This is a genomic window from Ferruginibacter sp. SUN106 (assembly GCF_050611765.1).
Taxonomy (GTDB): Bacteria; Bacteroidota; Bacteroidia; order Chitinophagales; family Chitinophagaceae; genus Ferruginibacter.
Map to the genome: position 1 here is coordinate 58,510 of NZ_JBODJC010000002.1, position 16,512 is coordinate 75,021.

14 protein-coding genes are annotated in these 16,512 nt (G+C 36.9%); 10 read left to right on the forward strand and 4 right to left on the reverse strand.

The features are described 5' to 3' along the window. Positions 1-27 precede the first annotated feature (27 nt). Together ACQ334_RS06290 and ACQ334_RS06295 are read left to right on the forward strand one after the other, a co-directional pair. On the forward strand, positions 28-966 hold the full coding sequence (locus tag ACQ334_RS06290) for a nitrate reductase associated protein (RefSeq protein WP_430987326.1): 939 nt from the start codon (positions 28-30) through the stop codon (positions 964-966). Between the two features lie 71 nt (positions 967-1,037). Beyond that, the gene (locus ACQ334_RS06295; RefSeq protein ID WP_430987327.1) at positions 1,038-2,510 is read left to right on the forward strand and encodes a rubredoxin; all 1,473 of its coding nucleotides are present in this window, start codon (positions 1,038-1,040) and stop codon (positions 2,508-2,510) included. Here ACQ334_RS06295 and ACQ334_RS06300 read toward each other — a convergent pair. Both ACQ334_RS06300 and ACQ334_RS06305 read right to left on the reverse strand, forming a co-directional pair. Then, positions 2,505-3,089: a molybdenum cofactor guanylyltransferase gene (locus ACQ334_RS06300; RefSeq protein ID WP_430987328.1), complete on the reverse strand. Its 585-nt coding sequence runs from the start codon at positions 3,087-3,089 to the stop codon at positions 2,505-2,507. The two genes, ACQ334_RS06295 and ACQ334_RS06300, sit on opposite strands and share 6 nt — an antisense overlap. A gap of 77 nt (positions 3,090-3,166) precedes the next feature. Next, complete coding sequence (locus tag ACQ334_RS06305; RefSeq protein WP_430987329.1) at positions 3,167-3,460, reverse strand: SelT/SelW/SelH family protein; 294 nt, start codon at positions 3,458-3,460, stop codon at positions 3,167-3,169. A gap of 62 nt (positions 3,461-3,522) precedes the next feature. Here ACQ334_RS06305 and ACQ334_RS06310 point away from each other — a divergent pair, with 62 nt between their 5' ends. The 3 genes from ACQ334_RS06310 (at position 3,523) to ACQ334_RS06320 (ending at position 5,939) form a co-directional block, all read left to right on the forward strand. Further along, positions 3,523-4,341 carry an MOSC domain-containing protein gene (locus ACQ334_RS06310; RefSeq protein WP_430987330.1) on the forward strand — a complete coding sequence of 273 codons (819 nt, stop codon included), beginning with the start codon at positions 3,523-3,525 and terminating at the stop codon, positions 4,339-4,341. 61 nt (positions 4,342-4,402) lie between these two features. Then, on the forward strand, positions 4,403-5,434 hold the full coding sequence (locus ACQ334_RS06315; RefSeq protein WP_430987331.1) for a hypothetical protein: 1,032 nt from the start codon (positions 4,403-4,405) through the stop codon (positions 5,432-5,434). Continuing rightward, a complete protein-coding gene (locus tag ACQ334_RS06320) occupies positions 5,424-5,939 on the forward strand; it encodes a nucleoside-triphosphatase (RefSeq protein WP_430987332.1) in 516 nt (171 codons plus the stop codon). Before ACQ334_RS06315 ends, ACQ334_RS06320 begins: the two co-directional genes overlap by 11 nt. Before the next feature lie 27 nt (positions 5,940-5,966). On the opposite strand, the gene ACQ334_RS06325 is transcribed toward ACQ334_RS06320, so the two are convergent. Both ACQ334_RS06325 and fusA read right to left on the reverse strand, forming a co-directional pair. Further along, positions 5,967-8,162 (reverse strand): B12-binding domain-containing radical SAM protein, encoded by a 2,196-nt coding sequence (locus ACQ334_RS06325; protein ID WP_430987333.1) that lies wholly within the window; start codon positions 8,160-8,162, stop codon positions 5,967-5,969. Between the two features lie 205 nt (positions 8,163-8,367). Then, positions 8,368-10,515 carry an elongation factor G gene (gene fusA, locus ACQ334_RS06330; RefSeq protein ID WP_430987334.1) on the reverse strand — a complete coding sequence of 716 codons (2,148 nt, stop codon included), beginning with the start codon at positions 10,513-10,515 and terminating at the stop codon, positions 8,368-8,370. Between the two features lie 453 nt (positions 10,516-10,968). Here fusA and ACQ334_RS06335 point away from each other — a divergent pair, with 453 nt between their 5' ends. The 5 genes from ACQ334_RS06335 to ACQ334_RS06355 all read left to right on the forward strand — a co-directional run bounded on the left by ACQ334_RS06335 (position 10,969) and on the right by ACQ334_RS06355 (position 16,333). After that, positions 10,969-12,792 (forward strand): ATP-binding protein, encoded by a 1,824-nt coding sequence (locus ACQ334_RS06335; RefSeq protein ID WP_430987335.1) that lies wholly within the window; start codon positions 10,969-10,971, stop codon positions 12,790-12,792. Positions 12,793-12,798: 6 nt separating this feature from the next. Next, positions 12,799-13,896, forward strand: a complete 1,098-nt coding sequence (locus ACQ334_RS06340) for an adenylate/guanylate cyclase domain-containing protein (protein WP_430987336.1) — start codon at positions 12,799-12,801, stop codon at positions 13,894-13,896. A 92-nt stretch (positions 13,897-13,988) separates the two neighbouring features. After that, a complete protein-coding gene (locus ACQ334_RS06345) occupies positions 13,989-15,224 on the forward strand; it encodes an HAD-IB family phosphatase (protein ID WP_430987337.1) in 1,236 nt (411 codons plus the stop codon). 167 nt (positions 15,225-15,391) lie between these two features. Next, positions 15,392-16,048 (forward strand): NAD-dependent epimerase/dehydratase family protein, encoded by a 657-nt coding sequence (locus ACQ334_RS06350; RefSeq protein ID WP_430987338.1) that lies wholly within the window; start codon positions 15,392-15,394, stop codon positions 16,046-16,048. A 30-nt stretch (positions 16,049-16,078) separates the two neighbouring features. After that, positions 16,079-16,333, forward strand: coding sequence for a hypothetical protein (locus tag ACQ334_RS06355; protein WP_430987339.1), 255 nt, complete (start codon positions 16,079-16,081; stop codon positions 16,331-16,333). Positions 16,334-16,512: the final 179 nt, after the last annotated feature.

Below are 16,512 nucleotides of genomic sequence, written 5' to 3' on the forward strand. Positions count from 1 at the left end.
GCCGGAGGCAGATTCTATTCAGCAGTTATGGAACAACAAACAATTAAGAGAACAACTTCTAACGACAGTAATTTTCAGTGGCTTATCAAACAACTGGATCATGAATTATGGAATGAATTACAGGAAGACCAGGCGCAATATGATCAGTACAATAAAGTGCCTGACCTTAACACCGTGGTGGTAGTGTATATAAATGACCAACCTGCAGCAAGTGGTTGTTTTAAAAAATATAATACCGATACAGTGGAAGTAAAAAGAATGTTTGTAGTAAAAGAACACCGTGGCAAAGGGTTATCAAAACTGGTTTTAAATGAATTGGAAAACTGGGCTATGGAAGAAGGTTTTAAATATGCGATATTAGAAACCAGTATTCATTTTATTCCTGCAACTACCTTATATAAAAAATCAGGTTATAAAATTATTCCTAATTACGATCAGTATGAAGGATTAGAAGAAAGTGTATGTATGAAAAAAGAATTGACTTCTTCCGAATTCAGGGAACTTGCAGGCATTGAATATTTTAATTTCGAAGAAGATTTTGTAGAGGAAAATGTACGTTGTATTCCAATGATCGTTCGTTTTAAAATGGATGCTGCCGGCATAAAATTAAAACTGGCAGAATGGAGTAAGTTTAAAAGAGATGAAAGAATATACCTGGCATTAATGCCTGCAGCTACTGATGAAGAAGCAAAATTGTATAATGATTATCTCTCTCAGTTAATAGAAAAATATACCAGTAATAAAGCAACAGAATTAACAATCAATACAAATCCTGATTGGGCCAACCTGCACACCATTCCCGAAATGCTGGCAGAAAAAGCAAAGGAGTTTGATCTGGAAATTACACCTGAAAAATGGAGCAGCCTTACCAACCTGCAACGTTTTACCTTATTAAAACTGTGCAGGCCAGGCCATGAAAATAAAAATTTCCCTAAAGCAATTATCGAATTCGGATTAGTGCAATAGAAATCAAGTACAAAATAACGTAGAAAATATAAGCGGAGTATATTCTCCATTCACGATTGACAATTCACTATATGGCTAACACTGTTTTCATCAACTTCCGTGGAGGAATTATTTCTCCCGGCGATTTGTATAACATTCTTCTTGCTGCACAAAAAATTAAAGTGCTTTATGTTCGCTTTGGCTTAAGACAGCAACTATTAGTGGATTTAGAAAGTTATAGTATCCCTCTTTTTTCAGAAGAGCTGGAAAAATTAAATATTCCTTTTGAGATCAATACCAGCAATTTCCCAAACATCATCAGCTCCTTCCCTGCCGAAGAAGTTTTTATACGCAATACCTGGCTCAGCGAAGGTGTGTACAAAGATATTTTTGATGCTATTGACTATACACCTACTTTAAAAGTAAATATCTGCGATGCAAACCAGAGTTTTACACCAATGCTCACCGGTAATATCAATTGGGTAGCATCGGCAACATCGCAGCATTACTGGCATTTAATTATTCGTTTTCCCAAAACAAATATTATTTACGAATGGGAACAGTTGTGTTATACCAATGATATTCCAAAAGTTACCAGAGCCATTGAAGAAATTATAAAAGACAATGCGGCAGCCTATATTGATAATGCAGCAGCTGATGGCAACAAATTATTTGCAGCGTTAGCAACTGAAAATTTAAGTATTAAACCGGCAGAAAAAAAAGCCGACCTGCCGCAATTTAACCTGCCTTATTACGAAGGGTTGAACCGGTACGACAATAAATACTGGCTGGGCATTTACAGAAGGGATGAAATGTTCAGTATCGATTTCTTAAAAAGTATTTGTCAATTATGTTCTGATACTAAACTCGGGCAGATATGTTGTACTGCATGGAAAACGATCATGATAAAAGGCATTGAAGAAAAAGATAAGGCCCGTTGGAATTTATTGTTAGAAAAATTCCAGATCAACATGCGCCATGCTGCTAATGAATTAAATTTTCAGGTAGAAGATAATTGTGAAGAAGGCCTGGCACTTAAAAATTTTTTAGTAAAGAATTTAAGTATTGATGATACCCGTACGTTTGGTATTTGCATTGGCATCAAAACAAGAAAAAAAAGCGAAATATTCAGCAGCATCCTGGTTAGAAAAAGATACCTCATCGATTTCCTGGGCATTAAATTATTGAAAGTGTATGATATTTTATGTGCGAAAGATTTTAACCCCAATGAAAGAACAGAAGAAATTTTCAGCAGCGGCAATCCAAAAGTAGTATTGCCGGAGCAACTACGCAGAAGTGTGTTGAAGTATTACGACTATCGTGCAGGTATTACAAAAAAAGCAGCTGTAGTACCGGTAAAGCAGGTTGCTGAAAAAAAAGTGGAGGAATACGTTTATCAATGCAGCAGTTGTCAATCAGTGTATGACCCTGTAATTGGCGACACCGCAAATGCAATTGCAGCAGGTACTGCCTTTGAAATATTACCAGCCGGTTATGAATGCCCCGTTTGCGAAGCAGGAAAAGAAAGTTTCAGGAAAATAAAAAAAACCGCATTGGGTTTATAAGCCATTGATATCGGCGTGTGCATTAAAATTGCGGAAGCAGATCTTTTGTGATTCATGTGCTGCAATTTCACAAACGATCAGCTGGCTTAAAATAAATTTCATGCTGTGCCTGATCAGTTTATTTTGTTTTTGTAATGTAATGATTTTTTTTAGTGCCTTAGCTGTATAGATGCCACACAGAGGTTCTGCTTGTTTATCGTTGGTAAAAATATATACATCGTATTTTTTGCTTTGCTGGTGTAATGAAAATAGTTCTTTGAGCAGGTTAGGGTCCATCAATGGCAAATCGCAGGCCAGCAGAAAAATATCCTTGGTTGGATTCTTTGTATGAACAGACAACAAGCCCAGCAACGGTCCCTTAATATCAAGTGCATTATCATCTACTATAAGTGATTCCGGTGGAAATACTTTTGCATACTCATGCAATTGTTGTTCATTAATAGAAAGTGCCATAGGTATTTGTAATACGCTTAGCTTTTCCACGGCAGTTTGTGCCCAGGTTTTAGCCTCGTGTAACAGAAGCCCTTTATCGCTTCCCATCCGGGAGCTTTGTCCGCCACAAAGTACAATACCCAACATATGTTTCTATTTGGAATTAGTAATTGGTAATTGGGAAACAGCGTTCAATACTCACTATTACTTCCCAATTCCTTTTATCAGCTTTGGTGATGTGCAGGTGTGTCGGTATGGCCTAAGCTTTTACCCGGTGCTACCACATCCCTGATGATTTGTTTGATCTCTTTTATTTCGGCAAAACCACCGTATTCTTTTCTGTCGAAAACCTTTTTATCGGCAATACGGATGGTGAAGCGGCCGTTCACTTCGCTGGGTTGCAGCGTAACAGCGGCTACTTCATCGGCAAATGTGGTTAAAATTTCCTGGGCCATATAGGCCGCACGTAAAAGCCAGTGGCATTTGGGGCAATACTCAATGGTGATGATTGGTTTCATTTCAGTGCTTTGAGGATAAAAATACAACAAACTATCCCAATCAGAAAGGATAAATTTGCAATATGTTACAGGTAAGTCAATTATTTATCTATCCCATAAAATCTTTGGGCGGCATCGCAAAACCTGCTGTTGAAATTACCGATACGGGTTTTAAATACGACAGGAGGTGGATGCTGGTGGATGAACAAAATATGTTTTTAACGCAACGCACTCATCCCCAGATGGTGCTGCTGTATGTGGCAGAATCCCTGAATGGCTTTACAGTTTCCAAATACAATGATGCCGGTCTGTCAATTCATATTCCATTTTTGACTGAATCGGAAAAGCATATTACAGTAACGGTTTGGGACGATGTTTGTGATGCTATTGAAGTAAGTGACGCACATAACGATTGGTTCAGCGAAATGCTAAACATAAAATGCAAACTGGTATATATGACCGATGATACCAGGCGAAAGGTGGATAAAAGATATGCTACCCATGATGAGATCACTTCCTTTTCAGATGGCTATCCCATCCTGATGATCGGGCAGGCATCATTGGATAACCTGAATGAAAAATTAAAAGAAGCATTGCCCGTTAATCGCTTCAGGCCAAATATAGTTTTTACCGGCGGCCATGCACATATCGAAGATGAACTGGCAGCATTTGAAATTAACGCACTTAATTTTTTAGGCGTTAAACCTTGCTCCCGTTGTGTTGTAATCACTATTAATCAGCAAACAGGAAAAGGTGGAAAAGAGCCATTAACAACATTGGCAGGGTATAGAATGAAGAACAATAAAATTTATTTCGGGCAAAATGTTTTGCAGCAGCAAAACGGTATTATAAATATCGGGGATGAAATAAAAATAGTGCGGCAACAACAATCTTTTATCTAACAAACTTATCTGCTGGTTGCCCACTTTAAAAACTTGGCAACCAGTTAAAACAAACCTATTCATGAATTTAATTAATAAAGAATTTTATAAAACCAATGTAACACTTCGTATTACTGCCTTGTGGGCTTTTAGTGAGGCATTTATGGGAGGCATTTTACATGGCTTACAAATACCCTTTGCAGGACTGGTACTATCATTTGTCGCATCGGTGTGCATTACATTGATTGCATTAGGCAATAATAAAAAAGGTGAAATACTAAAAGCTACATTATTAGTGATTGCGGTAAAATTTATTTTGAGTCCGCATACACCTCCAATGGCTTATGTGGCCGTTTTGATACAAGGTGCTGTTGGCGAATTGTTGTTTTTAAACAGAAGCGCTTTAAAACCTGCTGCATTTATACTTACTTTATTTTCTTTGCTCTATTCTGCTTTTCAGCATCTACTGATATTAACTATTGTTTTCGGAAAAGGCTTCTGGCAGGCCATTGATATTTTTCTGAATAAAATAACACAGTCATTTATTAAAGATGCCGTGCATTACTCTTTGTACATCATTTTATTTTATGTAGGTTGTTATTTAGTGGCAGGCATTGTTGGGGGAATACTGAATATAAAGATCATTAAAAGCGTACAAGCCGGCAACCGGGCAAATGCTTTATTGCAGCAACTGAATAATTTACCACCAGTTGATGAAGCTGTTTTTACCAATGAAAGATCGGCTAAAAGAAAAAAGTGGTTTGCATTCATTTTTGGTAGCCTCATGTTATTGATGCTGGTATTTTCTTACCTGCCTTTTTTCAGCAACAGTTTTTCCAAATCAAAAATTGCTGAACTGATTATCAGAGCCGTGATCATTGTTTTAGTATGGAATTATTTTATCACTCCGCTCCTGCGTTTGCAAATACAAAAATGGGTGGCCCGTTATAAAGAAAAAAATGGCAATGCATTGCAACAGGTAATTGCTTTATTGCCCGGGATAAAAATAATTTTACAACAAAGCTGGCAACTTTCTCAACAACCCGGTAAATGGCTGCGGTTTAAAAGTTTTATTAACAACACGGTTTTGCTGATAGTGCACCATGAGCAATAAGATCATCATTTTAACTGGCGACATACAAACCGGCAAAACCACTTTGCTGCAACAGTTTTGTTTGCAACAAAATAATATTGCAGGCATACTTACACCGGTCGTAAATGGCAAACGTATGTTTTATGATATTTCAGGAAAAGAATTTTTTGAAATGGAAGCGCAGGGAGATGAAGAACAATTGACAATTGGCAAATATTTATTTTCAACAGCCGCATTTACAAAAGCGAATCACATTTTATTGGCTACAGGCAAAGGGGTTGAGTATTTAATTATTGATGAGATAGGACCATTGGAACTGAGAAAACAACAAGGTTTATATCAATCTTTTAAAGAGATTTTATCAGCAGCTTTTAATTATGCTTTAATAGTAGTGGTAAGGCAATCGTTAGTTGATGAAGTGATTGCAGTTTTCGATTTAGGTACACCTGTTGTTTTTAATTGTAACACAGAGATGCACAAAGGAAATCACAGAGATGCACTGAGTATCCTCCGTGAAACTTTGTGAAAGTCTCCGTGAATCTCCGTGACAAACTTACAACTGCAGCAACCCCGCCCTATACAAAGTATTCACCGGTTTATTATCCCAGAATAATTCAAAATCGCCAAGGCCGGCGTTTTCGTAAGAGGCTTTTACTTCAGTAAGAGAAAGTGTTTTTATATTATGCACCGATAATTGTGCGATCATGTCAGCCAGCCAAAGCCCCTGCTCCTTATCCGTTTTAATATCCAGCGTTTCTTTTTTGGTTTCAAAAGTAAGCGAACACATTTCCCAGTGATTCCCTTTTTTTGATTTGGTATAGGTTTCCACTACCGGCGTATTACCCAGCCATACCACTTTGGTATTAGGTTTTACGGCTTGGTATTCTTCTTCCGTTAAAAGCGTAGCAATATAGTCAGGGGCAATAGTAGTTTTAGGTGTTTTAAAATCAAACCATTTATGCAGGGGTACATCAAAGCAGGCCCCATGCATATAGTTGAGTAAAGATTTTTTCAAACCAAAACTAAAGCTTTCATGATCAGCTCCGGTAGGATCAATATGTACAATATCATTATTCGCAAAGCTACCAATCGTTTCCGTTAGTTTCTGTACTTTATATTTTGCAGGGTTCAATCCCACAGGACTGTGAGCCGTCATAGTAAACAAATGCCAGAAGGCAGATTGTAGTACACCGGCTTCAAATAATTGCCGCACCATTTCCAGAGAGTCAATCGTTTCCTGTGCAGTCTGGGTAGGAAAACCATACATTAAATACGCATGTACCATAATGCCTGCTTCAGTAAAATGTTTATTTACCCTTGCTACCTGCGCTACAGTAATGCCTTTGTCTATCAATTGTAATAACCTGTCTGATGCTACTTCCAATCCGCCTGATACTGCAATGCAACCGGCAGCTTTAAGCAACAAGCACAGGTCACGGGTAAAACTTTTTTCAAAACGTATATTGGCCCACCAGCTTACTACTAATTTTCTTTTTATAATTTCCAAACTCAATGCTCTCATTAATGCAGGCGGTGCCGCTTCATCCACAAAGTGAAAACCGTTTTGGCCAGTTTGCGCCATGATCTCTTCCATACGATTGCAGAGCAATTCGGCAGTGATGGGTTCGTATAGTTTTATATAATCTAAACTAATATCGCAAAAAGTACATTTGCCCCAATAGCAGCCATGCGCCATCGTTAGTTTATTCCACCGGCCATCACTCCACAAGCTATGCATGGGATTCACCACTTCTATTGCAGAAATGTATTGATCCAGTAAAAAGTCACTATAATCCGGCGTGCCTACCTGGCCTTGTTTATAATCTGTGCAGGCCGTGTTGTTGATATACGTTACTTTCCCATCCTGTAATAAAAAAGTACGCTTTAATTCATCAATATTTTTTTTACCTTCTACAAAAGCAAACAGGTTTTCTATTGGTGCTTCACCATCATCTAAAGTAATAAAATCATAAAACTCAAATACCCTCACATCAGTAAGTGATCTTAATTCTGTATTAGCAAAACCGCCGCCCGTGCACACTTTCACATTTGGGTAATATTGTTTTATCCATTGGCCGCAGCGTAAAGAAGTATATAAATTACCCGGAAAAGGCACAGAAATACAAACCAGTTTTGGTTGCACTTTCATCATCTTCTTTTCTACAATAGTAATCAGTATTTTATCAAGGTAAGTATACGGCTTTTGCAACTCGTTATACAGTTCATCAAAGCTGTTAGCACTTCTGCCTAATTTTTCTGCATACCGGCTAAAGCCAAAATGTTCATCTGCACATTCCTTAATTAAATCACTCAGGTCTTCTAAATAAAGCGTGGCTAAATGTTTGGCTTTATCCTGTGTACCCATGCTACCGAATGCCCAGGCCAGGTCATCTGTTTGTGCAAAGCGTTCTGCTTCGGGTAAAAAATTACGCTTACAAATTAATGGTGCAAGTGCAGGATTTTTTCCCTGCAGAAAAAGTATCACTGCATCAATGGTGGTAATATAATCTTCCTGTAAAGTAATCATGCGCTTACTATTGGCAGATACTTCTTTGCTTTTATCAATGGCAGCAAAAAGATCGCTTAACCCTGTTTTAGAAAACAATGCAATCGTCACTTCTATTCCCAGGTCTGCCTGGTAAGAACTGATGCCCTTTGTATTTAAAAAGCCTTTCAAGTACGCCGTTGCCGGGTACGGCGTATTCAGTTGGGTAAAAGGCGGTGTAAATAAAAAGATGGGAGCGCTCAAGTGTAAATGTTTATTGCAAAAATAAGCAAAGTAGCCAGCAGATAAATACAAAGTCTCCCGCAGAAATCGCAGAGATTCCCAGAAACTTAGCGAAGGAATTGTAATACTATTGATCAAATTGCATTTTTTCTGCGAATCTCTGCGGGATATTAAAAAAAAAGCCCCATTCTTTTCAGAATGGGGCCTCTATAAAAGCTGGTCTGTATTACTCTTCAATCTTCATTTTACCTTTTGCTTTCGCCATCACTTCTTCTGCAATATTATTTGGTGCAGGATTGTAATGACTGAACTCCATGGTAGAAGTAGCACGGCCTGATGATAATGAACGCAATTGCGTTACATAACCAAACATTTCGCTTAATGGTACTTTAGCTTTAATAACCTGTACGCCATGTTTGCTATCCATACCTTCCAGCATACCACGGCGGCGGTTAAGGTCACCCGTTACATCACCCATGTACTGGTCTGGTGTTAACACTTCCACTTTCATGATAGGCTCTAACAATACCGGTTTAGCCTTACGGCCAGCTTCACGGTAGCCTTGTTTAGCACACAATTCAAAGCTCATCGCATCACTATCCACCTGGTGGAAAGATCCGTCCTTAACTACAACCTTCATACTTTCCATTGGATAACCAGCAAGCACACCGGTTGTCATCGCACTTTCAAAACCTTTTTGAATGGCAGGAACAAATTCCTTAGGAATAGATCCACCAAACAAACTGTTTACAAACTGGAAGTTTGATTTACCTTCTTTCAAAAATTCTTCATCAGCAGGGCCGATAGAGAAAATGATATCAGCGAATTTACCACGACCACCCGTTTGTTTCTTCAACGTTTCACGGTGTTCGATAGTATTATGGAATGCTTCTTTATAAGCCACCTGTGGTGCACCCTGGTTAATCTCAACCTTAAACTCACGACGCATACGATCAACAATGATCTCTAAGTGTAACTCACCCATTCCACTTAAAATGGTCTGGCCGGTTTCTTCGTCTGTCTTTACACGTAAGGTAGGATCTTCTTCTACCAGTTTAGCAATGGCCATACCCATTTTATCAACGTCGGCCTGTGTTTTTGGTTCAACTGCCACACTGATAACCGGTTCAGGAAAGGTCATCGCTTCCAGTACGATAGGGTTATCTTCATTACACAAAGTATCTCCTGTTTTGATATCTTTAAAACCTACAGCAGCACCAATATCACCAGCTTCAATAAAGTCAACCGGGTTTTGTTTGTTGGCGTGCATCTGCATGATACGGCTGATACGCTCTTTCTTACCGGTACGGGTATTTAAAACGTAAGAACCAGAATCTAACCTTCCGCTATACGCACGGAAGAACGCTAAACGGCCCACGAATGGATCGGTCATGATCTTAAATGCCAAAGCACTGAATGGTTCTTTAGGATCGGAGTGGCGTAATAATTCTTCTCCTGTATCAGGATCAGTTCCTTTTACCGCTTCAATATCCAAAGGACCAGGTAAGTAACGAACGATAGCATCCAATGCAGTTTGTACACCTTTATTTTTAAAAGATGAACCACACATCATCGGGATGATAGAAATATCGATAGTGGCTTTGCGGATCGCTTCATGCATTTCATCTTCTGTAATGCTGTTAGGATCGTCAAAGAATTTTTCCAGTAATTTATCATCGTATTCGGCAACCGCTTCTACAAGGTGTTGTCTCCATTCATTCACTTCTTCCAGCATATCTTCAGGAATAGGCACTTCGTTGTAAGTCATACCCTGTCCTGCTTCATCCCATATCATACCTTTCATGGTAATCAGATCCACCACACCTTTAAAGTTGTCTTCAGCACCGATAGGTAACTGCAAAGGCACAGCTTTAGCGCCCAGCATTTCCTTGATCTGCTTAACCACATTTAAAAAGTCAGCACCACTTCTGTCCATTTTGTTTACAAAACCAATACGTGGTACTTTGTAACGGTTGGCCTGGCGCCAAACAGTTTCAGATTGTGGTTCCACACCAGATACGGCGCAGAACAATGCTAATAAACCATCCAGTACACGTAAAGAACGTTCTACTTCCACAGTAAAATCCACGTGACCGGGAGTATCGATAATGTTGAATTTGTATTGTTTGGTATCCGGTGTTTTTTTGTTTTGCACCATCGGGAAGTTCCAAAAGCAGGTGGTAGCAGCACTGGTAATAGTGATACCTCTTTCCTGTTCCTGGGCCATCCAGTCCATGGTGGCGGCACCATCATGCACCTCACCTATTTTATGATTCACACCGGTATAATATAATATACGTTCGGTGGTAGTGGTTTTACCGGCATCAATATGAGCGGCAATACCAAAGTTGCGTTGATAACGTAAATCTGCCATTGTATTTAATTGTTGTTTATTTTATTGTTGAATAGATTCCTGTCCTATATCGAATATTGAACTTTAAAACCTTGATTATTTGCTTGAAAACCCGGCACTTACACCTGCCGGCACACTTTACCCTGTAGATTCCCGAAAGCTATCAGGAAGGGTTTGATATGATTTATTTTACTCTCATAGTATGCTAAATAAATACTGCGCCATCCGTTATTGCTGTACTTTTTAGCGCCGCAAAGGTAGGGAATTTTGGAATATGAACAAGGGGTTGGTGGAAGTTTAAATACTACAACGATTATACTGAAAATCAATAGCCTATAAGAAAATAACAAATAATTAATGCTACTTTTAGGCTATGAAAAGATAATATTACGTCCGGAATATAGTCTTTTAGTATTAGCAAATTTTCGTAACCAATTTACTTACTTTTACTAACCTTTTTTTAAATTAGCCATAATGGCAAAAAGAAAATTAAGAATTAAATGCCTTCTAATATCGCCTCCAAAAAGGATGGATTTTTTGCAACCAGTTATAAAGGAAGTAACAGCAGAGATTGATGCAGACATACAATTAGAATTATATTCACAAATTGAAAGGAATATCGTAATTCATAGCAGACAAAGAGAAAAGGATTTTGCTGGAATGATAAGTTCTAGCGACTTGATTTTAGTTGATTTGAGAAATATTTCTGCAACTTCTTTTTTTGAAATTGGGATTGCTCGTGCTATCGGGAAACCTATTATCTTTATTGCAGAAGATGTATTCATAGAAGACTTGCCTGATTTCCTTAGACAGAGTTATCTCATAGCTTACGGCAACAAGGATGAGCTTTCCAATAGACTGAAGAAATTTTTTGTCGAGTATATAGAAAATCCAAAGAGGTTTACTCCACGTAGCATAGTTGAACCTGATGTAAGTTCTCAAATTGTTGTTGACTTAGATAAGCTTGAACAAAGAGAGTTCGAAAATTTATGTTTCGAATTATTGTCAAGATTGGGCTATAAACAATTAGAATGGCGGATTAAAGACGAATTTATTGACGCCATTACAACTTTACGAAAACGAGATCCTGACGGATTTGAGTATGAAGAGTTTTGGTTAGTTTCGTTCAATAAAGAATTTGTTAGCGACAAGATGTTCGATATAGCTCTTCATGATCCCGAATATTTTGTAGAACGAGTCTATAGAAATTTAATTGAGTCTGACTTAATGAACAGAAGTAGTGTAATGTTAGGGCGTGGAGATGTCCCTGTAACAATTCTTTTTGTGTTAAGAGGAAAAGAAAATTACCCTAAGAGGTTAATCAAAGACCTTTCAAAGAGAGACTTTAGAATGGATAAAAGACGTTATCCATTTACTATAAGAATACGATGGTGGGATGAACAAATAATAACTTCTCTTATCCAAAATAATTTACAATTAGCTCGAAAATATTTTTCATCTGAAGCCCTAACTAAATCTGGGATTAGACTTTCCTACGAAGAATTATATAAACAAAACATAGGAATGTATGAAGAATTGGAAAAAATTAATGAAGCTTTAATTGCAGAAAGAAATCGGATTGAATTGCTTGAGAGGGACGCAGCTTGGAAATTACTCTCATTTACGGCTGCTCATAGGTTAGGAAATCCAATGGACGCAATTGACTCTGAACTTTCTAACCTAAAATTAGCTTTATCAATGAAGAAGCCTGAAGTCATTGATGAAATTGTAAAAAGTATGGAAATACCAATTGAAAAAGCTAAATCTATTATAGCGCAATTTCGAAATCTATCAATAGCACATGAGATTAAACCAGAGAATGTAAAATCTTCTGTATTAAATGATGTTTTAAAGAATGCAGCAAAGCAAGCCATTGATAAAAAGGTAAATGTGAAGTTTGATTTTAAAAATACTCCAGAAACCTCGATTGATGTTCAAAAAATGCTAGAGTGCTTTGAGGAGATAATCCGAAATTCATTACATTTTGTTAAAGGCAAAAATCAGCAAATATCAATTTCAACTTCTATATCAAAAGAAACAGACTTACCCGATAAAATTGACAGGACTCGTAAGTACTTGAAGATAATATTTACAGATAATGGATGTGGTGTACCGCATGAAAAGAAAAAAGAGATATTTAAACCATTTGAAAGAAGTTATATTCATGGAACAGGTCTTGGGCTCGCTTTTTGTGAAATAATTGTCGAAAAACATGGGGGAAAAATAAGAGAAATTGGTAAACCAGGGGAAGGAGCAGTTTTTGAAATCTTCTTACCTATATTAGAAAAAGATAAATAAAATATTATGTCAAGTATATTAATTGTAGACGATGAAACGTCAAATGCAGAGGCCTACAAAAGAGCTTTGGAGCTAAATATGCCATCTCACAATGTCAAAACTGCTTCGGATGAGAATGAAGCTAAGCAACTAATACAAAATGAAAATTTTGATGTAGTTATCACGGATTTAGCTATGATTGATGACAAAAGTGGAATGAGAGTTTTAAATCATGCAAAAGAAAAAGATCCTTTAGTAATGGTTATAATTGTTACAGCATATGCAGATAAAATGGACAGATATGCCGCCTTTGAAAACGGAGCCTTTGATTGCATTGCTAAATCTACTCCTGGATTGAAAACACCTGACGAAATTGTTGCTAAAACAAAAACTGCTCTTTTCTTTAGATCTATGCTCCAAGAGCAAATTGATTCACAAAAAAAATTAGCCGTTCTTAAAAGATATTTCGATCCAAGAGTTTTTAGTAAAGTAGAAAACAATAACGAAGTACTAAATTTAAAAAGCCGAACAGTTACAATAGTATTTTGGGATATTCGAGGATTCTCTAAAGCATGTGAAATTCTTAAAGCTCACCCACAAGCAATTGCTGAATTCTTAAAAGACTATTTCCAACTTGCATCTACAATTATTTTTAAGCATAATGGGGTTTTGGATAAATTTATCGGTGATGGGATCATGGCAATTTTCGGTGCACTTAATGGTAGAGATGCGGCAGGTATGGAAGACGCCGCTTTTGCAGCAGAAGCTGCTTTAGAATTAAAAATTGAATTCCAAACATTGCTTGCTGAATGGATAAAACATTGGAAACTGTATTCTGCTCAAGTAATTGAAATTGGTTTAGGCTGTGGGCTTCATACAGGCGAATGTCTCGTAGGAAATGTAGGAACTGAAATTCGAGACCAATTTACTGCATTAGGACCAGATGTAAATCTAGCTTCAAGAATCGAAGCTAGAACAAATAATGAACAAATTTTAGTTTCGTCTTCAACTCACTCTCGACTATCTGCAAATTTTAATTTTGAAAGTAAAGGGGTAATAAATGATATAAAAAATATTCCCGGAGACTACCCGATTTTTGAATTGATAAATAAAAAACAGCCTTAAATAATGATGGAAACCTAGTTCTCGATACTTTTTATTGTTTTGTCAAAGTAGAACTCCTAAGCTTATAATCTCTACATTTAAAAATAAGGAAAATGAAAAAATTATTTATAAGTCATTCAAATTTTGACAAGGATGTTTCAGATATATTAGTTAACTTTTTAGTAGCCGGTATAGGTGTATTTCCTGACTCAATATTTTGTTCATCAGAGGATGGTAATGACATTCCAATTGGCGTTAATTTTAATGACTACGTATTAAAACAATTAGAAAATACTGAAGGATTTATTGCAATTGCTGTTGTCTCTAATACTTATTATAACAGTAAATATTGTCTTTATGAATTAGGAACTATTTGGGGATTAAGTAATGGAGAAGCCATATTCCCACTTTTAGTAAAAGGAATGAAAAACGGGAGTCTTCAAGATTTTATTTCACATAACGAAGCAATTGATGTTACTAAAAAAGAGAATATAGACAAATTATCTAATTCCATTAGACTAAATAAAGATATATGTAAGACGCTTGTAAGTACTGAAACATATGAAAAAGAACGAGAAGAATTGTTAAGCCGATTCAAAAAAATGAACTTAGCTAGACAAAAAAACAATCATGAAGCTTTTGATAAAATAAGATATAACAAATACAAATTAGTAGCATTTGACTTTGACGGTACAATATTGCAGGGGAATAACTATAAACATTCATGGAAAGAAATTTGGAATTCTTTGAACTACGAAGAAAGCATCAGAATTGGTCTAGCTGAAAAACATAAAAAAGATTCTAAAAATTATTCGTTCCAAGATTGGTGTGATGAATGTGTAAAATACTTCGCAGATCGAAATTTTCATAAACGGGACATTGCAAAAATTATCAATGATCGAGAGTTGAAAATTGCTGACAGTTTTGATACGGTAGTAACAGTATTATCTAAACTTGGAATAAAAATTATCATTATCTCTGGTGGTATTGATTCTTTCATTTATAGTACTATCAATGAAAATACTTTGCAACTTATTGATAAAGTTTTTATAAATAAATTCATTTATGATAAACATGGCTATCTCTTGTCGGGAGTAGCATATCAAAATAACAACTCTGATAGTGTAGGAAAAACCAAAGTCTTGGAAAATTATTGTATTAAAAATAATATCCAGTTAGACGAAGTTGTGTTTGTAGGAGATGAAACTAATGACATTGATGTAATGCAATCAGTTGGAAAAGCAATTGTTTATCCTGGCGAAACAGCTAGTTCTTTTAATAAGGACATCAAAGACTTCGTAACAGTTCATGAACGAAACATGGTTAATATCCTACCAGAAATAATATAATTTTTTTCTTCGCCGACGTTTGGGCTTTGACCAACGTCGTAAAGCCAAAACTGCAAAGCCTGTGAACGCTATAACATACCAGATACCAATAATCCATCAAATTTTAAACCCCTCACACCCTATCCTCCGTTTTTCTCCCGACCTTTACACCCTAAATACAAATACCAATGACCAATATAAAAGTGATCATCACCGGTGCCACAGGCATGGTGGGTGAAGGTGTGATGATGGAGTGTTTACAAAACCCCAACGTGCAGGAAGTGCTCATTGTTTCCCGTAAGCATTACGAATTGCAGCATCCTAAATTAAAAGAGCTGATCGTTCCGGATTTTTTTAAGCTGGATAATTTTGCAGCGGCTATAACAGGTTATGATGCCTGTTTTTTCTGTGCCGGTATAAGCTCTGTAGGCATGAAGGAAGAAAAATTCAGGCAGATTACTTATGATACCACCATGGCATTTGCAAAATCGGTGCAGGCCGTAAATAACAATATGGTATTTACCTATGTTTCGGGCAGCCTTACCGATAGCAGCGAAAAAGGTAAAGTAATGTGGGCACGTGTTAAAGGTAAAACAGAAAATGATCTGGCAAAGCTGGGCTTTAAAGGTGAATATAATTTCAGGCCGGGTGTAATGCTGCCTTTTCCGGAACAAAAAAACTGGAAGAGCCTTTATAAATTTATTGCCAGGATCATGAAAATGCTTGTCCCTTCAAAAATAATTACGATGCAGGAACTTGGCCGTGCCATGATAAATGCAGCAACCATTGGTTATGCCAAAACAATATTGGAAATAGCAGATATTAAAGCACTGGCAAAACAATAATATTCATACACTGCATCTAAAACACCACTTATGCTGAAACGTATCATAGAGATCATTGCAGGTATTGCACTTGCCATCTGCCTTATTGCTTCGTACAGCAGCAGCACTGAACCTGGTCGATTGCTCATCTGGTATATTATTCCGCCACGTTTTTTACAGATCATTGTATGGATAGCTTTGTTTTTACTGGCTTCAAGGCTGGTGTGGGGCAAACCAAAAGACCAGTCAAAATACTTTTACGATCTCTTTGTAAAACTATTCGGCGATCCTAAAAAAAGAAAATAAAACTCTGCAGGTTGCTATAACTTTTAACAACGCATATTAATGCAGGCTTTACAACTTAAAAAAAGCTGAAGAAATCTATTGCTTAAAAAATTCCCACTTTAGGGTATAGGATAAATTATTTACGTTGAGTACATTTAAACCCTGACCTCATTTCAATTCTTTACATTTCCGGCAATAGC

Coding starts and splice junctions, on each gene's coding strand:
- ACQ334_RS06340 (WP_430987336.1), top strand. CDS start 12,799: ATGTCAAGTATATTAATTGTAGACGATGAAACGTCAAATGCAGAGGCC.
- ACQ334_RS06350 (WP_430987338.1), top strand. CDS start 15,392: ATGACCAATATAAAAGTGATCATCACCGGTGCCACAGGCATGGTGGGT.
- ACQ334_RS06320 (WP_430987332.1), top strand. CDS start 5,424: ATGAGCAATAAGATCATCATTTTAACTGGCGACATACAAACCGGCAAA.
- ACQ334_RS06355 (WP_430987339.1), top strand. CDS start 16,079: ATGCTGAAACGTATCATAGAGATCATTGCAGGTATTGCACTTGCCATC.
- ACQ334_RS06310 (WP_430987330.1), top strand. CDS start 3,523: ATGTTACAGGTAAGTCAATTATTTATCTATCCCATAAAATCTTTGGGC.
- ACQ334_RS06295 (WP_430987327.1), top strand. CDS start 1,038: ATGGCTAACACTGTTTTCATCAACTTCCGTGGAGGAATTATTTCTCCC.
- ACQ334_RS06335 (WP_430987335.1), top strand. CDS start 10,969: ATGGCAAAAAGAAAATTAAGAATTAAATGCCTTCTAATATCGCCTCCA.
- ACQ334_RS06305 (WP_430987329.1), bottom strand. CDS start 3,460: ATGAAACCAATCATCACCATTGAGTATTGCCCCAAATGCCACTGGCTT.
- fusA (WP_430987334.1), bottom strand. CDS start 10,515: ATGGCAGATTTACGTTATCAACGCAACTTTGGTATTGCCGCTCATATT.
- ACQ334_RS06345 (WP_430987337.1), top strand. CDS start 13,989: ATGAAAAAATTATTTATAAGTCATTCAAATTTTGACAAGGATGTTTCA.
- ACQ334_RS06315 (WP_430987331.1), top strand. CDS start 4,403: ATGAATTTAATTAATAAAGAATTTTATAAAACCAATGTAACACTTCGT.
- ACQ334_RS06290 (WP_430987326.1), top strand. CDS start 28: ATGGAACAACAAACAATTAAGAGAACAACTTCTAACGACAGTAATTTT.
- ACQ334_RS06300 (WP_430987328.1), bottom strand. CDS start 3,089: ATGTTGGGTATTGTACTTTGTGGCGGACAAAGCTCCCGGATGGGAAGC.